The organism is Streptomyces muensis, assembly GCF_021474425.1.
Classification (GTDB): domain Bacteria; phylum Actinomycetota; class Actinomycetes; order Streptomycetales; family Streptomycetaceae; genus Streptomyces; species Streptomyces muensis.
In genome coordinates this window covers 1-21309 of record NZ_JAKEIP010000144.1, presented here as the reverse complement: position 1 = coordinate 21309, position 21309 = coordinate 1, and the positions used below count along the sequence as shown (strand labels likewise).

12 protein-coding genes and 1 pseudogene are annotated in these 21309 nt (G+C 71.4%); 3 read left to right on the top strand and 10 right to left on the bottom strand.

Annotated elements, in window-relative coordinates; translation table 11 throughout:
* Positions 1-173 precede the first annotated feature (173 nt).
* Positions 174-1376 (bottom strand): S8 family peptidase, encoded by a 1203-nt coding sequence (locus tag L0P92_RS28090; protein ID WP_234765845.1) that lies wholly within the window; start codon positions 1374-1376, stop codon positions 174-176.
* A gap of 353 nt (positions 1377-1729) precedes the next feature.
* Here L0P92_RS28090 and L0P92_RS28085 point away from each other — a divergent pair, with 353 nt between their 5' ends.
* On the top strand, positions 1730-4345 hold the full coding sequence (locus tag L0P92_RS28085; RefSeq protein WP_234765844.1) for a glycosyltransferase family 1 protein: 2616 nt from the start codon (positions 1730-1732) through the stop codon (positions 4343-4345).
* A gap of 29 nt (positions 4346-4374) precedes the next feature.
* Here the strand turns inward: L0P92_RS28085 and L0P92_RS28080 are convergent, their stop codons facing one another.
* The 8 genes from L0P92_RS28080 to L0P92_RS28045 form a co-directional block, all read right to left on the bottom strand.
* Complete coding sequence (locus L0P92_RS28080; protein ID WP_234765843.1) at positions 4375-4884, bottom strand: DUF1990 domain-containing protein; 510 nt, start codon at positions 4882-4884, stop codon at positions 4375-4377.
* 70 nt (positions 4885-4954) lie between these two features.
* Positions 4955-6619, bottom strand: coding sequence for a M4 family metallopeptidase (locus L0P92_RS28075; protein ID WP_234765842.1), 1665 nt, complete (start codon positions 6617-6619; stop codon positions 4955-4957).
* Positions 6620-6829: 210 nt separating this feature from the next.
* Complete coding sequence (locus L0P92_RS28070; RefSeq protein ID WP_234765841.1) at positions 6830-8896, bottom strand: M4 family metallopeptidase; 2067 nt, start codon at positions 8894-8896, stop codon at positions 6830-6832.
* A 319-nt stretch (positions 8897-9215) separates the two neighbouring features.
* The gene (locus L0P92_RS28065; RefSeq protein ID WP_234765840.1) at positions 9216-11246 is read right to left on the bottom strand and encodes an NAD(+) synthase; all 2031 of its coding nucleotides are present in this window, start codon (positions 11244-11246) and stop codon (positions 9216-9218) included.
* An 87-nt stretch (positions 11247-11333) separates the two neighbouring features.
* Positions 11334-13064, bottom strand: coding sequence for an ABC transporter ATP-binding protein (locus L0P92_RS28060; protein WP_234765846.1), 1731 nt, complete (start codon positions 13062-13064; stop codon positions 11334-11336).
* Between the two features lie 110 nt (positions 13065-13174).
* Positions 13175-14887, bottom strand: coding sequence for an ABC transporter ATP-binding protein (locus L0P92_RS28055; RefSeq protein WP_234765839.1), 1713 nt, complete (start codon positions 14885-14887; stop codon positions 13175-13177).
* A 19-nt stretch (positions 14888-14906) separates the two neighbouring features.
* A complete protein-coding gene (locus L0P92_RS28050) occupies positions 14907-16760 on the bottom strand; it encodes an ABC transporter ATP-binding protein (protein ID WP_234765838.1) in 1854 nt (617 codons plus the stop codon).
* Positions 16757-18616 (bottom strand): ABC transporter ATP-binding protein, encoded by a 1860-nt coding sequence (locus L0P92_RS28045; RefSeq protein WP_234765837.1) that lies wholly within the window; start codon positions 18614-18616, stop codon positions 16757-16759. The genes L0P92_RS28050 and L0P92_RS28045 overlap by 4 nt, the downstream gene beginning before the upstream one ends.
* Before the next feature lie 157 nt (positions 18617-18773).
* On the opposite strand from L0P92_RS28045, the pseudogene L0P92_RS28040 reads away from it, so the two are divergent.
* Together L0P92_RS28040 and L0P92_RS28035 are read left to right on the top strand one after the other, a co-directional pair.
* Positions 18774-19166 (top strand): annotated as a pseudogene (locus L0P92_RS28040) (sensor histidine kinase); the annotation flags it as partial.
* Positions 19156-19794, top strand: a complete 639-nt coding sequence (locus tag L0P92_RS28035) for a response regulator (protein ID WP_234765836.1) — start codon at positions 19156-19158, stop codon at positions 19792-19794. The pseudogene L0P92_RS28040 and the gene L0P92_RS28035, both read left to right, overlap by 11 nt.
* Here L0P92_RS28035 and L0P92_RS28030 read toward each other — a convergent pair.
* Positions 19791-21209: a sulfatase family protein gene (locus L0P92_RS28030; protein WP_234765835.1), complete on the bottom strand. Its 1419-nt coding sequence runs from the start codon at positions 21207-21209 to the stop codon at positions 19791-19793. The two genes, L0P92_RS28035 and L0P92_RS28030, sit on opposite strands and share 4 nt — an antisense overlap.
* Between the last annotated feature and the right edge of the window lie 100 nt (positions 21210-21309).

Genomic DNA, 21309 nt, shown 5'->3' with positions numbered 1-21309 from the left:
GTTCCAGGGCGCGCCCGGGGGCGCACGGGTGGGGTGTACCGGGGGAGCCTTCCCACCCTATTCGGGTACGCAATCCGGCACTTTGTTAACTACTCACGCGTATGTCTACACACAAGACCGGCCCCGTTCCTCAGGAACGGGGCCGGTGCGCGCAGTTGGCCGATAACTGGCCGCTATGAGCCCGGTACCCGCAGGAGTTTGTTCGGTGAACCGAGCCCGCGTCCGGAGACCTTGCCGGACCCGGCCTGTGCCACCAGCGCCTTGGAAACCTGGGCGGGCCGCGCCTTCGGGTGGTCCGCCAGATAGAGCGCGGCCACACCCGCCGCGTGCGGCGACGCCATCGAGGTACCGGAGTAGGTCACCCTGCCGGTGTCGTTGGCGTACGACGCGGAGGTGATCGCGACGCCCGGGGCGAACAGGTCCAGGGCCGGACCGAAGTTGGAGAAGCCCGCCCGCGCGTCCTTCTTGTCGGTGGCGCCCACGGTGACGGCCTCCTTCACCGCCGCGGGGGAGTACAGGCCGGCCGGCAGTCCGTCGTTGCCCGCCGCGACCGTGTAGGTGACGCCGGAGGCGATGGAGTTGCGTACGGCGGCGTCCAGCTGCGCGTTGCGGTAGCCGCCGAGGCTGACGTTGGCGACCGCCGGTTTCCTCGCGTGCCTGGTCACCCAGTCGATGCCCGCGATGACCTGGGCGGTGGTGCCGCCGCCGGCGTTGTCGAGGACGCGTACGGCGACGACCTTGGCGTTCTTGGCGACGCCGTACTGCTTGCCCGCGATGGTGCCGGCGACATGGGTGCCGTGGCCGTTGCCGTCGCTCGCGGTCCTGTCGCCCCCCACGAAGTCCCAGCCGTAGCTCGCCCGGCCGCCGAAGTCCTTGTGCGAGACGCGGATGCCGGTGTCGATCACGTACACCGTCACTCCGGAGCCCGCGGACTCGGGCCAGGTGTAGCTCCGGTCCAGTGGCAGGTCGGCCTGGTCGATGCGGTCCAGGCCCCAGGACGGCGGGTTCTTCTGGTTGTGCTCCAGGGTCACCCGGGTGTCCTGGACGACCGAGGCGACCTGGGAGTCCGCCGCCAGCCGCTTGGCCTGTCTCTCGTTGGCCCGGACGGCGTAGCCGTTGAGGACCGTTCCGTAGGTGTGGCTGATTTTCGCGCCGTACTTGTCGGCGAGGCTCTTTCCGGCCGCCGACGGAGCCTTCGTTCCCCCCTTGAGTGTCACCAGGTAACTGCCGCTGACGGAGCCGGGTTCCCCGGCGCCGAGTATCTGTCCCTCGGGTGCGGCGTGCGCGGGCAGGGTGGTGGCCGACAGCGCGGCGACACAGGTCACCGCGGTCAGACCCGCTGCCCAGCGCAGACGCCGTATGCGCGTCCGTGCCATGGTGTGAGTTCCCCTCCTCAACTCGGCGCACGGCAGCCCTGGAAGGCGGGGTGCACCCCGCCCGGGCCGGTGCGCCACCAGTCACCCTCTCGTGAGGTGAGAAGTCGCCACAAGGACGCCTACGGGGGCGGAATCGGCCATATCGGCCATGGGGGATGTGTAAAGGTTGCGGTCACTTTCGGACGAACGTGAGCGGAATCGGCCGGTCCGGGGCTGAGGGACGAGATCGTTCAGGCCGAAGAGGAGATCTTGGGGCGAAGTGCCCAGCGAGGGGCACACCGAGGCCGGTAACGTCATGGGCTACGGCGACGCACACTGACGTGCGTCATCCAGCCAAGCGCCGAGGTGGAACCGTGAAGGCGATCCGTCGATTCACCGTCCGTCCAGTCCTCCCCGCACCCCTTGCGCCCCTGAGCGATCTCGCACGCAATCTGCGCTGGTCCTGGCACACCGAGACCCGCGATCTCTTCCATTCCGTCGACCCCGAGGGCTGGGCCGCCTCGGGCAACGACCCGGTCCGGCTGCTGGGCAGCGTGTCGCCCGAGCGGCTCGCCGAGCTGGCGGAGGACGGCCCTTTCCTGAGCCGGCTGACCGCGCTGGCCGACGATCTGGGCGACTACGTCAGCGGGGCCCGCTGGTACCAGGAGCAGTCCGCCGAACTGCCCGCCGCCATCGCCTACTTCTCGCCCGAGTTCGGCATCACGGCCGCCCTGCCGCAGTACTCCGGCGGCCTCGGCATCCTCGCCGGCGACCACCTCAAGGCGGCCAGCGACCTGGGCGTACCCCTCATCGGGGTCGGTCTGCTGTACCGGCACGGCTACTTCCGCCAGACCCTCTCCCGCGACGGTTGGCAGCAGGAGCACTACCCGGTGCTCGACCCCAACGAGCTGCCGCTCGCCCTCCTGAAGGAACCCGACGGCACCCCCGCCCAGGTCTCCCTGGCCCTGCCCGGCGGCAGGTCGCTGCACGCCCGCGTCTGGCTGGCCCAGGTCGGCCGGGTCCCGCTGCTGATGCTCGACTCCGACGTCGAGGAGAACGACCTCGGTGAGCGCGGCGTGACCGACCGGCTCTACGGCGGCGGCAGCGAGCACCGGCTGCTGCAGGAGATGCTGCTGGGCATAGGAGGTGTGCGGGCGGTGCGGACGTACTGCCGGCTGACCGGCCACCCCGAACCCGAGGTCTTCCACACCAACGAGGGCCATGCCGGCTTCCTCGGCCTGGAGCGGATCGCCGAGCTGTGCGCCGAGGGGCTGGACTTCGACTCGGCGCTGGAGGCCGTCCGCGCCGGCACCGTCTTCACCACCCACACGCCTGTCCCGGCCGGCATCGACCGCTTCGACCGCGAGCTGGTCGCCCACCACTTCGGGCCCGCCGCCGAGCTCCCGACCATCGAGGTCGGCCGCATCCTCCAGCTCGGCATGGAGACCTACCCCGGCGGCGAACCGAACCTCTTCAACATGGCCGTGATGGGCCTGCGCCTCGGCCAGCGGGCGAACGGCGTCTCCCTGCTGCACGGCAACGTCAGCCGCGAGATGTTCTCGGGCCTGTGGCCGGGGTTCGACCCCGACGAGGTCCCCATCACCTCGGTCACCAACGGCGTCCACGCCCCGACCTGGGTCGCCCCCGAGGTGTTCCGTCTCGGCGCCCGGCAGATCGGCGGCCGGCGCACCGAGGACGCGATGACCGTGGGCGGCTCGGACCGCTGGGACGCCGTCGCGGAGATCCCCGACCAGGACATCTGGGAGCTGCGCCGGAACCTGCGCGAGCAACTGGTGACGGAGGTACGGCGGCGGCTGCGCGCCTCCTGGCGGCAACGCGGCGCCGGGACGGCCGAGCTGGGCTGGATCGACGGCGTCCTGGACCCCGACGTCCTGACGATCGGGTTCGCGCGCCGCGTCCCGTCGTACAAGCGGCTGACGCTGATGCTCCGCGACCGCGACCGTCTCATGGACCTGCTCCTGCACCCGGAGCGGCCGATCCAGATCGTGGTGGCGGGCAAGGCGCATCCGGCGGACGACGGCGGGAAGCGGCTGGTGCAGGAGCTGGTGAGGTTCGCGGACGACCCGCGCGTGCGGCACCGGATCGTGTTCCTGCCGGACTACGGCATGGCGATGGCGCAGAAGCTGTACCCGGGCTGCGACATCTGGCTGAACAATCCCCTGCGCCCCCTGGAGGCCTGCGGCACCTCCGGCATGAAGGCGGCCCTGAACGGCTGTCTGAACCTGTCGGTGCTGGACGGCTGGTGGGACGAGTGGTTCCAGCCGGACTTCGGCTGGGCGATCCCCACGGCGGACGGCACCGGCACCGACCCCGACCACCGCGACGACATAGAGGCGGCGGCGCTCTACGACCTGCTGGAACAGCGCGTCACTCCCCGCTTCTACGAACAGGGCCAGGAGGGACTGCCGGACCGCTGGATCGAGATGGTCCGCCAGACCCTCACCCTGCTCGGCCCGAAGGTCCTGGCGGGCCGGATGGTCCGCGAGTACGTGGAGCGCCTCTACACGCCGGCCGCGCACGCCCATCGCGCGATGACGCCGGACGCGGCGCGTGAGCTGGCGGGCTGGAAATCGCGGGTGCGTTCGGCCTGGCACGGCGTCACGGTCGATCACGTCGAGACGACGACGACCCCCGTCGCGGAACTCGGCTCGACCCTCAGTCTCCGGGTCCGCGTGGGACTGGGCGACCTCGGGCCGGACGACGTGGAGGTGCAGGCGGTCTCGGGCCGTGTCGACGCACAGGACCGCATCGCGGACGCCTCGACGGTCCCGCTGAAGCCGGTCGGCGGCCCGGACGCCGAGGGGCGCTGGCTCTACGAGGGCCCCCTGTCCCTGGACCGCACGGGACCCTACGGCTACACGGTCCGCATCCTCCCGGCCCACCGGCTGCTGGCGTCGGGGGCGGAGCTGGGTCTGGTGGCGGTGCCTTCCGAGGAGCTGGGGGAGGGGGCGGGGGTGCTGCTGCGGTAGGCGGAGCGGCCCGGGCGGCCGAGGCGGAGTCAGTCCTCGGCGACGTCCTCGCAGAGCCTGCGCAGCACCGCGCCGCACCGTCGTGCGTAGGCGTGCTGCAGGCCGCGGGTCGCCGCCCCGCCCGCCCGGGCGTACCACTTGGCGCCGCGGCTGAACGCCCGCACGGTCAGCCAGACCGTGCCGTCACCCGTGCGCTCCACCAGGAACGCCTCCTCGCCGCACTCGGGATGGCCGGAAAGCGTGCCGTAGGCCCAGCCGACACGGCGGTGCTCGTCCGCCGTCCAGACCACCCGGCACGGGGCCTTGATCAGGCCCGCGAGGCTGACGGTGACATCGACGTCGGGGGCCGCGCGGTCGGCCGTCGCGTCGATGCCGACGCCCATCGCGCGGTGCATCTCCCAGGTCATCACCGCCTCGGCGGCTCTGCGGAAGACGCCCTCGCCCTCGCCGATGCGGGTGCGCACGTGCAGGGGGTGGAAGCCGGGCGGGCAGAAGCCGTTCTCCCGGGTCGCGCCGACGGCGTCGTACGTGAAGGACATGGGTCCCAAGCGTAAGGCGGCACCCGGGAATGCCTTCGTCCCGGGTGCCGCCACGTCAATCGGAGCTACGTCAGCTGACGTTGACGCCGGACCAGGCCGCCGCGACGGCCTTGTACTCCGTGCTGCCGGTGCCGCCGTACAGGGCGGACGCCGCGTTCAGGGTCGCCGTACGGGCGGCCTTGTAGTTGGTCGTCGACGTCATGTACTCGGTCAGCGCCTTGTACCAGATCGCGGCGGCCTTGGCGCGGCCGATGCCGGTGACCGTGGCGCCGTTGGACGTCGGGGAGTCGTAGCTCACCCCGTTGATCGTCTTGGCGCCGCTGCCCTCCGACAGGAGGTAGAAGAAGTGGTTGGCGGGGCCGGACGAGTAGTGCACGTCGATCGAGCCGATGCCCGAGTACCAGGCGTCCTTCGACGAGCCGTCCTTGCTGGGCTTGTCCATGTAGCGCAGCGGGGTGCCGTCGCCGTTGATGTCGATCTTCTCGCCGATGAGGTAGTCACCGACGTCGGAGGAGTTGTTCGCGAAGAACTCCACCGCCGTGCCGAAGATGTCGGAGGTCGCCTCGTTCAGGCCGCCGGACTCGCCCGAGTAGTTCAGGCCCGCGGTGTTGGAGGTGACGCCGTGCGTCATCTCGTGGCCGGCCACGTCCAGCGAGGTCAGCGGGTTGGTGTTGCCCTCGCCGTCGCCGTACGTCATGCAGAAGCAGCTGTCGTCCCAGAACGCGTTGACGTAGGCGTTGCCGTAGTGGACGCGGGAGTAGGCGGCCTTGCCGTCGTTCTTGATGCCGCTGCGGCCGAAGGTCTCCTTGTAGTAGTCCCAGGTCTCCTGCGCGCCGTAGGCCGCGTCGACGGCGGCGGTCTGGTCGCTGGAGGAGCTGGAGGCCGTGCCGGTGCCCCAGGTGTCGTCCGCGTCCGTGAACAGTGTGCCGGCGGAGGAACTGGTGCTGCGGGCCTTGTTGTACGTCTTGTGGCCGCCGCGTGTGGCGTCGGTGAGGCTGTACGTCGAGCCCGACTTGGTGGTGCCGAGGGTGACCGTGCCCGAGTACAGGCTCTTGCCGGTGCCGGTCTCGATGCCCTGGTACTCGTAGAGCTTCTCGCCGGTGGCGGCCTCGGTGATGACGTGCAGCTCGTTCGGGGTGCCGTCGTCCTGGAGGCCGCCGACGACGGTCTCGTAGGCCAGGGTGGGCTTGCCGTTCGCGGCCCAGATCACCTTGCGGGGCGCCTGGTCGGCCGCGGTCTTCTCCGAGCCGGCCGCCTTGGCCAGCTTCACGGCCTGGCCCTCGGCCTTGTCCGCGGTGATCGCCGGCTTGAGCGAGGCGACCTCGATGGTGGCCTTCGTCGCTCTGGTGACGCCCTTGGCGGCGCCCGCCGCCGACTCGTGGACGACCAGGTCGCCGCCGAGGACGGGCAGGCCCGCATAGGTGCGCTCGTAGCGGGTGTGGAGGGTGCCGTCGGCGTCCTTGACGACGTCCTTGACGACCAGTTTCTCCTTCGCGCCCAGGCCTATCGCGTCGGCGGTCTCGGCGGCCTCGGCCTGCTGGTCCTGGATGAGGGCGGTGCGGGCCGCGGGGGCCAGCGCGACCGGGACGGCGAGCGGGGCGGCCTTGCCGCCGGCGTCCGCGGGGGCCGCGGCCGAGGTGCCGGTGGTCAGGCCGGTGGTGAGCAGGGCTCCGGCCGCGACGGCGGTGGCGATGGCCAGGGTGGTCCGCTTGTGACGCGCGTAGAGGGGGGTCACACGAGCTCCTTTTGTGGGGGAAGTGCTGTGGTGCTTGTGCGGCGGTGCAAGGAGAGTGACACCTGGGACGCGTACATGTCAGGAGGGTGCGGTGATGTTGGCCAAAACTTGACTGTCCGGTAAATGTTTCAGAGATGTGAACGGGCGCCGTCCCGGCGGGAGTTGAACCCGCCGAGACGGCGCCCTGTCAGGGGCAGACCGCGAACCGGCCTACGGGAAGGTGAGCTTCCAGCTGTTGATGTAGCCGGTGTCGACGGCCGCGTTGTCCTGGACCCGCAACTGCCAGGTGCCGTTGGCGGCTTCGGAGGACGCGTTCACCGTGTACGTGGTGTTCAGGTTGTCCGCGCTGCCGCCGGTGCCGTACGCCTTCAGCGTGTATGCCGTGCCGTCGGGGGCGACCAGGTCCACCTTGAGGTCACCGATGTAGGTGTGCACGATGTCCACCGCGACCTGGAGGTTGGACGGCGCGTTGCCGGTCCGCCCGGACACGGTGATCGGTGAGGTGACCGCCGCGCCCCGGTCCGGGATCGCCACGTCGGTCCCGCTCTCGAAGGACGTGCCGCCACCGCCGCCGCCCCCGTCGGAGCGCGCGCCCACGTTGACGCCCGCCCAGGCGTCCTGGACCGCCTTGTACTCGGCGCTCGTGGTGCCGTACAGCTCACCGGTGGCCGCGAGGGTGCCGGTGCGGGCGGCCGCGTAGTTGGTCGTGGACGTGAACTTGGTGGTCAGCGCCCGGAACCAGATCTTCTCCGCCTTGTCGCGGCCGATGCCGGTGACCGGAAGGCCGTCCGAGGTGGGCGAGTTGTAGGTGACACCGTTGATGGTCTTGGTGCCGCTGCCCTCGCTCAGCAGATAGAAGAAGTGGTTCGCCGGGCCGGACGAGTAGTGCACGTCGATCGAGCCGATGCCCGAGTACCAGGCGTCCTTCGACGAGCCGTCCTGGCTCGGCTTGTCCATGTAGCGCAGCGGCGTGCCGTCGCCGTTGATGTCGATCTCCTCGCCGATGAGGTAGTCACCGACGTCGGAGGAGTTCTTGGCGTAGAACTCGACGGTCGAGCCGAAGATGTCGGAGGTCGCCTCGTTCAGGCCGCCGGACTCGCCGCTGTAGTTGAGGCCGGCCGTGTTGGACGTGAGCCCGTGGGTCATCTCGTGCGCGGCCACGTCGATCGACGTCAGCGGGTTGGCGTTGCCCGAGCCGTCGCCGTACGTCATGCAGAAGCAGCTGTCGGACCAGAACGCGTTGACGTAGTTGTTGCCGTAGTGGACCCGGGAGTACGCGCCGACACCGTCGCCGCGGATACCCGAACGCCCGTGCACGTTCTTGTAGTAGTCCCAGGTCAGCGCGGCACCGTAGTGCGCGTCGGCGCCCGCGGACTCCAGGTTGGACGGGCTGCCGTTGCCCCAGATGTCGTCGGCGCCGGAGAAGAGGGTGCCGGTGCCGGAGGTGCCGCGGTTGAGGTTGTACGTCTTGTGGTTGCCGCGCGCGCCGTCCGTGAGGTTGTACGTCGAACCCGACTGCGTGGTGGTGAGGTCGACCGTGCCGCTGTACACCGTGTTGCCGGTGCCGGTCTCGATCGCCTCCCACTCGTACAGCTTCTCGCCGCTGGTGGCGTCGGTGATGACGTGCAGTTCCTGCGGGGTGCCGTCGTGCTGGAAGCCGCCGACTACCGTCTCGTACGCCACGGTCGGCGTGCCGTTCGCGGCCCAGATCACCTTGCGGGGCGCGCGGTTGACGTCGGGGCTCTTGGCGTCCTCCGCCTTCGCCGCGGCCAGCGCCTGCTTCTCGGCCTTGGCGGCGGGGACGGCGGCGGTCGTGGTCGCCGGCTTGACGGCGGCGCGGGTCGCCTTCACGACGTCCTTGGTCGCGCCGGCCTTCGTGGTCTCGACGACCAGGTCGCCACCGAGGACGGGCAGGCCGTCGTAGGTCCGCTCGTAGCGGGTGTGGACCGTGCCGTTGCCGTCCTTGACGACGTCACGGACGACCAGCTTCTCCTTGGCGCCGAGGCCCAGGTCCTTCGCGGTGTCCGCCTTCGTGGCGTTGGCCTCGCGTATCAGCGCGGCGCGCTGGGCGGGGGACAGCTTGACGGACTCGGCGCCCGGTATGACCTTGCCCGCGGCCGACGGTGCCTTCTCCGGGGCTGCGGTGGCGGCGCCCGACTGGACGGCCGCGGCGATCAGGGCGGAGACGCCGACGAGGGCGACGGCGGCGGCCCTGCGGTGCGTCGAGTGGCGACGCGTGGCGTGGGGGGTGCGTCTGTGGGAGGAACTGTCTCTCAACACTGACTCCTTCTGCGCGGCCGCGGATCACGCGGCCAGGGGAGACCGGCCGGCGGGTGGGCCGTCCGGGCAGTTCGGGGTGGTACGCAGAACGACGTGCGCGTGCGGGAACGGACGTGCGCGTGCGGGAGTACAGCCGCGGGCACCGCCGTGTGACGGTGCTGTGGGGTTGCTGTGTCGCGGCCGTGGGAAGAGTGCCAGCTGACTGCGGTTTCTGTCAGGACCGCGTCAGGAAGTTGGCCGGAAATCGTTCGTTGTCCGGGAGTTCACGTTCGATAAACGAACCGGACAGGTGAGACGAGACGGACCGGGCGGCGGCTCAGTCGTCGATACGGGCGAGATCCCGCAGCCACGCCGCCGCGTTGCCGTCAGACGGCGCCCGCCAGTCCCCGCGCGGGGAGAGCGAACCGCCCGCCGAGACCTTCGGCCCGTTCGGCATGGCGGACCGCTTGAACTGTGCGAACGCGAAGAACCGACGGCAGAACACCTCCAGCCAGCGCCGGATCTCCGCCAGGTCGTACGCCACCCGCTTGGCCTCCGGGAAGCCGGGCGGCCAGGCGCCGGCCTCCGCGTCGTGCCAGGCGTGCCACGCCAGGAACGCGATCTTCGACGGCCGGAAGCCGTACCGCAGCACCTGGAACAGCGTGAAGTCGTGCAGCGCGTACGGGCCGATCTTCGACTCGGTGGACTGCATCTCCTCGCCCGGCACCAGCTCCGGGCTGATCTCCGTGTCGAGGATCGCGGCCAGCGTCTTGCCGGTCTCCTCGTCGAACTGCCCGCTGCCGATGACCCAGCGGATCAGATGCTGGATCAGCGTCTTCGGCACACCGGAGTTGACGTTGTAGTGGCTCATCTGGTCGCCCACGCCGTACGTGGACCAGCCCAGCGCCAGCTCCGACAGGTCGCCGGTGCCCAGCACGATGCCGCCGCGCTGGTTGGCGAGCCGGAACAGGTAGTCGGTGCGCAGGCCCGCCTGCACGTTCTCGAAGGTGACGTCGTACACCGGCTCACCGGACGCGAACGGGTGGCCCATCTCCCGCAGCATCAGCCGCGCGGTCGGCGTGATGTCCAGCTCGGCCGCGGTCACGCCGAGCGAGTTCATCAGCTTGTGGGCGTTGTCCTTGGTGTGGTCGCTGGTCGCGAAGCCCGGCAGGGTGAACGCGAGGATGTCGCTGCGCGGCCGGCCCGCGCGGTCCATCGCCCGGGCGGCCACGATCAGCGCGTGCGTGGAGTCCAGACCGCCGGACACCCCGATGACGACCTTCGGGCCGCCGATCGCGCCCAGCCGCTGCTGCAGGCCCGCGACCTGGATGTTGTACGCCTCGTAGCAGTCCAGGGCGAGCCGGTCGGCGTCGGCCGGCACGAACGGGAAGCGCTCGACCCGGCGCTGCAGCCCGAGGTCGCTCGTGGGCGGGTCGAGCCGGAACCCGACGCGCCGGAAGCCATCGGTACGGGCCGCGTGGGTACGCCGGTTGTCGTCGAACGTGCCCATCCGGTGCCGCTCCTGGCGCAGCAGGTCCAGGTCGACGTCGGCGACCGCGTACTGGTCGTCCAGCGGGAAGCGGTCCGACTCGGCCAGCAGGACGCCGTTCTCGTAGATCATGGTCTGGCCGTCCCACGACAGGTCCGTGGTCGACTCGCCCAGACCGGCCGCCGAGTAGACGTACGCCGCCAGACAGCGCGAGGACGCCGCCCGGCACAGCAGCCGCCGGTCCTCGGCCCGGCCGACCGTGATCGGGGAGCCGGAGAGGTTGGCGAGCACGGTCGCGCCGGCCAGCGCCGCCTCCGCGCTCGGCGGCACCGGCACCCACATGTCCTCGCAGACCTCCGCGTGCAGCACCAGCCCCGGGACGTCCTCCGCCGCGAAGAGCAGGTCCGTCCCGAAAGGAACCTCCGCGCCGCCGACCCGGATCGTCCCGCCGCGCTCGTCGTCACCCGAGGCGATCTGCCGCCGCTCGTAGAACTCGCGGTAGTTCGGCGGGTACGACTTCGGGGACACGCCGAGGATCCGGCCGCGGTGCACGATCACCGCGCAGTTGTAGATCCGGTGGCGATGGCGCAGCGGGGCGCCGACGACCAGCACGGGCAGCAGCTCCGCCGACCCGGCGACGACCGCGGCGAGTGCCTCCTCGACCTCGTCGAGCACCGCGTCCTGAAGCAGCAGGTCCTCGATCGAGTACCCGGTCAGGCCCAGCTCCGGGAAGACGGCGACGGCCACGCCCTCCCGCGCGCACGCGCGCGCCTGCCGCAGCACCGCCTCCGCGTTGGCCCGCGGGTCGGCGATGACGGTGTGGCCCGTGCACGCGGCGACCCGCGCGAATCCGTGCTGGTAGATCGACCAGAAGTTCAATGGACTGCGGCTTTCTGCTGTGGCGTTCTGCTGTGCGTTCTTCGGCGGGGCAGCGATCTCCTACGCCTTCGAGCATAGATCCCCTGCTCAGGCCGGCCGCTCCCCGTGCCAGGACCGCCACAGCGCCGCGTACGCCCCGTCCGCCGCGACCAGCTCGTCATGCGTGCCGAGCTCGGTGAGCAGACCGTCCTCCATCACCGCCACCCGGTCGGCGTCGTGCGCGGTGTGCAGCCGGTGCGCGATGGCGATGACCGTACGGCCCTGAAGCACGGCCGCCAGCGCCCGCTCGGTGTGCCGGGCGGTCGTCGGGTCGAGCAGCGCCGTCGCCTCGTCGAGGATCAGGGTGTGCGGGTCGGCCAGCACCACGCGGGCCAGCGCGAGCTGCTGGGCCTGCGAGCCGTCCGTGCCGTGGCCCCCGTCGCCCAGCGCCGTGTCGAGGCCGTCCGGCAGCCGCCGTACCCAGCCGTCGGCGCCGACCGCCGAAAGCGCGGCCCACACCTGGTCGTCCGTGGCGCACGGTTCGGCGATCCGGAGGTTGTCGCGCACGGTGCCGAGGAAGACGTGGTGCTCCTGCGTCACCAGGACGACCTGGCGGCGCAACTGCTCCGGGCCGAGCGCCACGACCGGGACGCCGCCGACCGTCACGGAACCGGCGGTGGGCGCGTCCACACCCGCCAGCAGTCTGCTCAGGGTGGTCTTGCCGGCACCGGACGGGCCGACCACGGCGAGGCGTTCGCCCGGGCGGACCGTCAGGTCGACGCCGCCGAGGACCTCGCCGCCGCGGTCGTAGGCGTAGCGCACCTCGCGCACCTCGATCAGATCGTTCGCGGGCGTGGGCGAGTCGGCGTCGGTGGTCCTCGGGGCGCCCGCCAGGCCCTCGACGCGGGCGAAGGAGGCGCCGCTGCTCTGGAGTTGCTCGACCCGCATCAGGATCTCGTCCAGCGGCCCCACCATCTGCTGGAGATACAGCGCCGCCGCGACCACCGTGCCCAGACTGATCGTGCCCCGCGCGTGCAGCGCCCCGCCGACGAGCAGGACCGTCGCCACGGGCACGAGATAGGCGATCTCGACCGACGGGAAGAACACCGAGCGCAGGAACAGCGTGTGCAGCCGGGTCCGGCGGGACGTCTCCAGCGCGTCCCGGCTCGCCGCCACCCGCCGCCGCTCCAGCCGCAGCGCCTCCACCGTGCGGGCTCCGGACGCGGTCGCCGCGAGGATCTCCGCGACGTCCGAGGTGGCCGCGCCCTCGGCGAGATACCCGGTGCGGGCGCGGCGCAGATACCAGCGCAGCACCGGCCACAGACCGGCCAGGCCCAGCAGGCCGCAGACGCCGAGCAGGGGGTCCAGCGCGACGACCGCGCCCAGCAGGAACAGGACCTGCACGGAGTTGATGAGCAGCTCAGGACCGGCGTCGCGCAGGGTGGTGCCGACGGCCGCCACGTCGGAGGTGCCGCGCGCGGTGAGGTCTCCGGTGCCGGCCCGTTCCACGACGGACGCGGGCAGGGAGAGGGTGCGGTGAACGAACTGCTCGCGGACGCGGGCGAGGGTGCGTTCGCCGAAGCGGTGGCCTACGTAGCGGGCCCAGCGGGCCAGCAACAGCTGGGCTGTTGCCGCGATCAGGATGGTGAGGGCGAGTTTGTCGACGGTCGTCACGTCTGCGCCGCGTTTGACTTCGTCGATGATGCGGCCGACCAGGTAGGGGCCGGCGAGGCCGGTGAGTGCTGCGAGGGCGTTGAGGGCGAGTACGGCGGTGAAGGACCTGACGTCGGCTCGGATGAGGTGGGTGGTGGCTTGGCGGACGTCTTTGGGTGCGGCGATGGGGAGGGCTGTGCGGCTACTGGGGCGGGAATGGGGGTCGGTTGCCGGGTGCGGGTGCGTTGTGGCTTGTCGCGCAGTTCCCCGCGCCCCTTTGGGGCGTTTGGCTTCCGTCACTTGGCAAGCTCCTCGGCGTCTTCGTCCCTGGCCACCAGGGCTCGGTAGCCCGGCTCGGCGTCCAGCAGCTCGCGATGGGTCCCCGTTGCCGTGACCTTGCCGTCGACCAAGAAGTGGACCGTGTCCGCGTGGGCCAGGACCAAGGGGGACGTGGTCGTCACCAGAGTTGTGCGGCCGCGGCGCGTCGTGTGCAGGCGTTCGGCCACTCGGGCCTCCGTGTGGGCGTCCAGGGCCGAGGTCGGTTCGATGGCGAGGAGGATGTCCGGGTCGGCCAGGAGGGCGCGGGCCAGGCGGACGCGTTGGCGTTGGCCGCCGGAGAGGTTGCGGGCCTGGGCGTCGATCGGGGTGTCGAGGCCCTCGGGCAGGCCCCGGACGATGTCCTCGGCGACGGCGGTGCGCACGGCCTCCGCGATCGTCGCCTCGTCGTGGTCGGTGGGGCCGGAGACCAGTTGGCGCAGGGTGTCCGCGAACAGGTCGGCCTCGTGGTCGGCGACCAGGATGTGCCGTCTGAGCTGCGGCAACGCGATCTCGGCCAGAGGTACTTCGCCCCAGCTCGCCAAGGATGGGGTGTAGCGGCCCAGGCGGTCGACGACGGCCACGGCGTCCGCGGGCACCGCCCCGGCCAGCGCGGTCAGGCGGCCCGGCGGCACCCGCACCCCGGACTCGGGGTCGTACAGCACCGCCGGTTCGGCCGGGGCGTCCCGGGTGCCGGTGTCCGGCATCGGCTCCAGCCGCAGGAACCGTACGACCCGCCGCGCCGCCACCACGCCACGGCTGACCTGGTAGCCGCACTCGATGAAGAACGCCACCGGACCCACCAGCACCGCGACATAGCCGTACACCGACACCAGCTCGCCCACGGTGATCTCGCCCTGGGCGGCCAGCCGCGCCGCCAGCCAGGTCACCACCGCCAGGAACAGCGTCGGCAGCCCCACCCCGAGCGCCTGCACCCAGCTGGTCACCGCGCCGACCCGGTACCCCTGCGCCCGCAGCCGCTGCGAGTCGCGGTGGAAGGCGTCGGCGACCAGGCCCTTGCCGCCGAGGCCGTTGAGCACGCGCAGCCCGCCCGCGAGATCGGCGATCCGTGCCGTCAGCACGCCCTGCCGCTCCCGGTACTCCGTCTCGGTCCCCTGGAGCCGTCCCAGCAGCGGCCCGACGAGCACCCCGACCAGCGGCATCCCGAGCAGCACCACCACGGCGATCGGCACCGACACCGACACCAGCAGCCCGGCGACCACCAGATAGGCGACCACCGCCCCGAACCCGGGACCGACGACGGTCAGGGACGTGCTGATCGTCTGGACGTCGCCCACGCCGATCGTGACGACCTCCCCGGCCCCGATCCGGCGCGGCAGCGCGGCACCCAGGCGTACCGCGTGCCCGATCAGCACCTTGACCGTGCGGAAGTTGGCGTCCATCCGCACCCGGGTCATCGTGCGGTGGCGCATGATGCTCAGCCAGGCGTTGAACACGCCCACCGCGAACAGCGCGCCCGTCCACCCCACCAGCGCGCCGTAGTCACCGGTCGTCAGCCCGTCGTCGACGGCACGGGACATCAGATACGGCGTCGCCGCCAGCAGCACCATCCACACACTGGAGATCAGTGCCCCGACGACGGACCGCGTCGCCTGGCGCATGACCAGCCACCACAGATACCGCCCCCCGCCTCGACAATCGGGCTCGCCCGGATCCTCGTACGCGTCGATCACCAGTCGTCCCCCTGGAACATCACGCCAGACTGTCCCGCCACGCCCGGTGCAGATCCGCGAACCTGCCCGTCCCCGCGATGAGTTCGGCGGGCGTGCCGTCCTCGACGATCTTCCCGTGCTCCATGACCAGTACGCGGTCCGCGATCTCGACCGTGGACAGCCGGTGGGCGATCACGACCGCCGTACGCCCGTGCAGCACCGTCGACATCGCGCGCTGCACGGCCCGTTCACCGGGGATGTCGAGGGAGCTGGTGGCCTCGTCGAGGATCAGTACGGCCGGGTCGGCGAGCAACGCCCGGGCGAACGCCACGAGTTGCCGCTGACCGGCGGAGATACGGCCGCCTCGCTTGCGTACGTCGGTGTCGTAGCCGTCGGGCAGCGAGCTGATGAAGTCGTGCGCGCCGATGGCCTTCGCGGCCTGCTCGATCTCCTCGCGGGTGGCGTCGGGCCGGCCGATGGCGATGTTCTCGGCGACCGTGCCGGAGAACAGGAACGCCTCCTGCGTCACCATCACCACCCCGCGCCGCAGCTCGGGCACGGCCAGCTCGCGCAGGTCGACGCCGTCGAGGAGGACCCGGCCGGCGGAGGGGTCGTAGAACCGGGCGAGCAGCTTGGCCAGCGTCGACTTGCCCGCGCCGGTGGAGCCGACGACCGCGACCGTCTGCCCGGCCGGCAGGGTGAGGTCGAAGCGGGGCAGCACCTCACCGCCGGTGCGGTAGCCGAACCGGACGCCGTCGAAGACGACCTCACGGCCGGGGTGCTCCGACGCGAGCTCCGGCAGCGGGCGCGGCGCGGTCGGCTCGGGCACGGACGGCGTCTGGGCCAGCAGCCCGGCGATCTTCTCCAGGGAGGCCGCCGCCGACTGGTAGGAGTTCAGGAACATGCCGAGCCGGTCGATCGGGTCGTACAGCCGCCGCAGATACAGCACCGCCGCCGCCAGCACACCGAGGGCCAGCGTGCCGCCCGCCACCCGGTAGGCACCCCACAGCACGATCCCCGCGACCGCCGTGTTGGCGACGAGCCGGGAGCCGACGACATAGCGGGCCATCTCCAGCAGCGCGTCACCGTTGGTGCGCTCGTGCCGGGTGTTCAGGACCCGGAAGTCGGCGTCGTTGGCGGCCTCGCGGCGGAAGGCGCGCACCGGGCGGATGCCGTTCATCGTCTCGACGAACTTCACGATCACCGCCGCGATGGCGGTGGAGCGCAGGGTGTACACGCGCGCGGCGCGCCGCCGGTAGCGCCGTACGAGGAGGTACAGCGGCACGAAGGAGGCCATCGCGACCGCTCCGAGGCCCAGGTCGAGCCAGAGCAGCATCGCCGAGATGTAGACGAAGGACAGGATGACGGTGACGAGTTCCTGAAGGCCCTCGTCGAGCAGCTCGCGCAGCGACTCCACGTCCGTGGTGGAACGGGAGATGAGCCGGCCCGAGGTGTAGCGCTCGTGGAAGTCGAGGCTCAGGGCCTGGGCATGGCGGAAGATACGGCCGCGCAGATCGAGCAGCACGTCCTGGTTGACGCGGGCCGAGAGCAGGATGAACGCGTACTGCAGGGCGCCGGAGGCCAGCGCGCACAGCAGATAGCCGACGCCGACCGCGATCAGCGGCCCGAGGTCGTCGCGCCGGAACGCCGGCACGGCCGAGTCGATGGCGTACGCCACCAGCAGCGGGCCCGCCTGCACGGCCGCCTGCTGGAGCAGCAGGAGGAGGGTGGTGACGGCGACGCGGGCCTTCATCGGGGCCAGCAGGGAGCGCAGGAGGGCGGCGGTGGCGCCCGGGGGAGTGGGCAGGACGTCGCGGTCGAAGGGGTCGCCGCCCTTGGGGGGTTCCTCGGCGGGCTGTTCCTTCCCCGGTGCGGTGGCGGTGGTCGCCGTCATCGGTCGGCCTCCTCGGTCCCGGCCATGAGATGGGCGTACTCGGCGTTCGTGCGCAGCAGTTCGTGGTGGGTGCCGACGGCGGCGATACGGCCCTCGGAGAGCAGGGCGACGCGGTCCGCGAGCAGCACGGTGGAGGGTCTGTGGGCGACGATCAGGGCGGTGGTCTGCGCGAGCACCTCCCGCAGGGCGGCCTCCACGGCGGCCTCGGTGTGCACGTCCAGCGCGGACAGCGGGTCGTCGAGGACGAGGAACCTCGGCCGGCCGACGACCGCCCGCGCGAGCGCGAGGCGCTGGCGCTGGCCGCCGGAGAGGCTGAGGCCCTGCTCACCGACCTGGGTCTCGGTGCCGTGGGGCAGGGTGTGCGCGAACGCGGCCTGCGCGACGCCGAGGGCGCGCTCCAACTCGGGCTCGCCCGCGCCCTCTCCGGCGCCCATGAGAACGTTGTCCGCGACGCTGGCCGAGAAGAGGGTGGGTTCCTCGAACGCCACCGCGACGAGGGCGCGCAGCGATTCTCTGGGTATGGCGGCGATGTCCTGGCCGTCGAGGGTGATGTGGCCGGACGTCACCTCGTGGAGGCGGGGGATGAGGGCGGTCAGGGTTGTCTTGCCGCTGCCTGTCGGGCCTACGAGGGCCATGGATTCGCCGGGGCGGATGTGCAGGTCGATGTGGTCGAGGGTGGGAGGGGAGTCTTCGGAGGCGTCGGGGTAGCGGAAACGGACGTTGTGGAAGCGAAGTCCGTCGCCCTTGAGGCCCGTTGAGCCGGGGCCCGGCGCTGCAGGCTGTGCCCACCCGTTCCGCCCTGCGGAACGACTGCCCACAGCGGTGGGGGCCGGCTCCTCCGGCGTCGCGTCCATCACCTCGAAATAGCGCTCCGTCGCCGTCGCCGCCTCCTGGCTCATCGCCAGCAGGAAGCCGATCGAGTCCACCGGCCACCTCAGCGCCAGTGCCGTCGACAGGAAGGCCACCAGCGTGCCCGCCGACAGTTCACCGTCGGCCACCTGCACCGTGCCCAGTACCAGTGCCGCCCCGATGGCCAGTTCCGGGAGGGTGACGATGACGCCCCAGATGGTGGCCAGTAGGCGGGCCTTGTGGAGTTCCGTGCCGCGCAGGGTGCGGGACAGGGCGCGGAAGGCGTGGGCCTGGCTGCGGTGCCGGCCGAAGCCCTTGATGATGCGGATGCCGAGCACGCTCTCCTCGACGACCGTCGTCAGGTCGCCGACCTGGTCCTGGGCACGACGCGCCACGGAGGCGTACCGGCGCTCGAAGATCACGCACGTGACCATCACGGGCACGGCCGGGACGAGGATGACCAGGCCCAGCGTCCAGTCCTGGAGCAGCATGATGATCACGCCGACCAGGATGGTCACGCTGTTGACCAGCAGGAACGTCAGCGGGAACGCGAGGAACATGCGCAGCAGCATCAGATCGGTCGTGCCCCGCGACAGCAGCTGCCCCGACGCCCACCGGTCGTGGAACGCCACCGGAAGCCGCTGCAGATGCCGGTACAGATCCGCCCGCATCGACGCCTCGACGCCCGCGAGCGGCCGCGCCACCAGCCATCGCCGCAGCCCGAACAGCAGCGCCTCCGCGAACCCGAGCAGCAGCAGATACAGCGCCCCGAGCCACACCCCCGCCGGATCCCGGTCGGCGACCGGGCCGTCGACCATCCACTTCAGGACGAGCGGGATGACCAGTGCCAGACAGGAGGCGACGATCGCCACGGCCGCCGCGGTGAACAACCGCACCCGCACCGGCCGCACATACGGCCACAGCCGCAGCAGCGTCCGCACGGCGGAACGGCCGGTCCGGTCGGTTCGGTCAGGGCTTTCCTCGGCGGTTGCACGTGTCGTCACCATCAGCAGCGAGCCTACGGATCGCCACTGACACTGCCCACCGAGTTTTGGCCGGTCCGCGATCGGCCGCTGGACCTACGACCTGCGTGTTCGAGGGGTCGTACACGGCCGGGCGGAGGGGGTCGTACGGCCGAGTCAACCGATCGGACGATGCCTCTTCCTGAAGAGCACGGTCGCCGAATGGGCCGAACGGACCGCAGTACGCGCCGAGTTCACCGTCACCGGCACCGCTGAGCACCTCCACGACGAGCTCTCGGCGACCCTGCTGAGGATCGCCCAGGAGGCCCTCTCCAACGCCGCCCGGCACGCGCGGGCCACCCGCGTCGGCGTCACCCTCACCTTCCTCGGCGACGAGGTCATCCTCGACATCCGCGACGACGGCCGGGGCTTCGACCCGCTCGCCCTCCCCGAGCGCACCCGCACCGGCGGCTTCGGCCTCGCCGGCATGCGCGCCCGCGCCGAACGCATCGCCGGTTCCCTCACCGTCGAGTCCGAGCCGGGGCACGGCACGGCGCTGTCGGCTCGCGTACCGTTGGTGCGCCATGACCGGTGACATCTCGCTGTTGATCGCCGACGACCATCCCGTCGTACGGGACGGTCTGCGCGGCATGTTCGAGTCCGCGCCCGGGTTCACCGTGCTCGGCGAGGCGTCCAACGGCGTCGAGGCCGTCGACCGGGCCGCCGCCCTCGACCCGGACGTGATCCTCATGGACCTGCGGATGCCGGGCGGCGGGGGAGTCGACGCCATCCGGGAACTGACCCGACGCGGCGCCCGCGCGAAGGTCCTGGTCCTCACCACGTACGACACCGACTCGGACACCCTCCCCGCGATCGAGGCGGGCGCGACGGGCTATCTCCTGAAGGACGCCCCGCGCGACGAGCTCTTCACGGCCGTCCGCGCGGCGGCGGAGGGCCGCACGGTCCTCTCCCCGGCCGTCGCCTCCCGCCTGGTCTCCGCCGTCCGCACACCCCGCACTCCCGGCAACGAACCCCTCAGCGCCCGTGAACGCGAGGTCCTCGCCCTGGTCGCCAAGGGCACCTCCAACCGCGACATCGCCCGCGAACTCTTCATCAGCGAGGCCACCGTCAAGACCCACCTCACCCACCTGTACGCCAAGCTGGGCGTCAAGGACCGGGCGGCGGCGGTGGCGACGGGGTACGAGCGGGGGATCCTGGGCTAGCCCGGATAGGGCAACAGCGTGCTGTTCACCTTCTCCCAGGCCGCCTTCAGCTCGGCGAGCAGCTCGGGCCGGTCCGGGGCGAGGTCGGCCTGTTCGCGCTGGTCGGCGGCCAGGTCGTAGAGGTGGTCCTTGCCGCTCGCGTCCCGGTAGTACTTCCAGTTCCCGCGTCTCAGCGCCCGGTTGGCCCGCACCCGCCAGAACAGGTCCCGCTCCGGCGGTTCCGCGCCGCGCAGCAGGTAGCCGGCGAGGCTGGTGCCGTCCAGCGGGTACGCGGGGTCCGGGCGGGCGCCGGCGATCTCCAGCAGGGTCGCGGTCCAGTCGGGGGAGAAGTTCGGCTCGTGACTGACCTGGTGGCCGTCGATCCGGGCCGGCCAGCGAACGATCGCCGGCACCCGGATGCCGCCCTCCAGCAGCACGAACTTCTCGCCGCTGAGCGGCCAGTTGTAGGAGTAGCGCTCCCCGCCGTTGTCGCTGGCGAACAGCACCAGCGTGTGCTCCTCCTGCCCGGACCCGCGCAGGGCGTCGAGCACCTTCCCGACGGCGGCGTCCAGGCTCTGCACCATCTCCGTGTACTTCTCGACCGAACCGCCGTCGTAGTGGTTCAGCGCGTTGCTCACCTCCGCCTGGGACTCGGCGGCCCGGATCCTCGCCGCGATCTCGGCGCCGGTCTCCTCGTCGCCCTCCGCGAGCCACGGCCAGTGCGGGGTGGTGAAGTTGAGGTTCAGCAGCCAGGGCGCGTCGTGGTCCCGGCCGACGTACTCGACGGCCCGCTCGGTCAGTACGGTCGTGTAGTACCGCAGGTCCTTGTACTGCGCGTCGCCCTCGTAGAGGTCGTACGTGCCGAGCTGGCCCAGCTTGGAGAAGTACTCCAGGACGCCCCCGAAGTTCCCGAAGAACTCGTCCCACCCGGACTTGGTGGGACTGAAGTCGGGCAGCCAGCCGCAGTGCCACTTGCCGATCAGCGCGGTGGCGTAGCCCGCCTTCTTCAGCAGGGAGGCGAGCGTGGGGTGGTTCGGGTCGAGCCCCTGCGCCTTGTTCGCGATCGGCTCGGCCAGCCCGCCGGGCGTACGGCCCGGGTAGCGCCCGGTGTACAGGCTGAAGCGGGTCGGCGAGCAGGTCGCCGAGCCGGAGTAGGCGTTCGTGAACCGCACGCCCTGCCGGGCCAGCCGGTCCAGGTTCGGAGTCCTGATGTGCGGGGCGCCGTAGGAGGACAGGTCGGCCCAGCCGAGGTCGTCGCCGAGGATGACCAGGATGTTGGGGCGCCTGCCGGATGCGGCGGGGCGGGCCTTGAAGGGGCGTTCGGCGGGGGCGGCCGCTGCGGGTACGGCCTCGGCGGCGGTGGTCGTACCGGCGACGGCGGTCACGGCGCCACCGCCGACGAGGCCACCGAAGGCACGGCGGGATATCTCGGGCATGCCCCTCAGTCGATCAGCGGGCCGAACGCCATGGCCAGGAATCCGGCCCGGAGTTCATGGGACTGAAACGCCGTGTTGGCAACCGCCCTCAGTCGAGCAC

Coding starts and splice junctions, on each gene's coding strand:
- L0P92_RS28045 (WP_234765837.1), bottom strand. CDS start 18,616: ATGGTGACGACACGTGCAACCGCCGAGGAAAGCCCTGACCGAACCGAC.
- L0P92_RS28090 (WP_234765845.1), bottom strand. CDS start 1,376: ATGGCACGGACGCGCATACGGCGTCTGCGCTGGGCAGCGGGTCTGACC.
- L0P92_RS28030 (WP_234765835.1), bottom strand. CDS start 21,209: ATGCCCGAGATATCCCGCCGTGCCTTCGGTGGCCTCGTCGGCGGTGGC.
- L0P92_RS28080 (WP_234765843.1), bottom strand. CDS start 4,884: ATGTCCTTCACGTACGACGCCGTCGGCGCGACCCGGGAGAACGGCTTC.
- L0P92_RS28035 (WP_234765836.1), top strand. CDS start 19,156: ATGACCGGTGACATCTCGCTGTTGATCGCCGACGACCATCCCGTCGTA.
- L0P92_RS28050 (WP_234765838.1), bottom strand. CDS start 16,760: ATGACGGCGACCACCGCCACCGCACCGGGGAAGGAACAGCCCGCCGAG.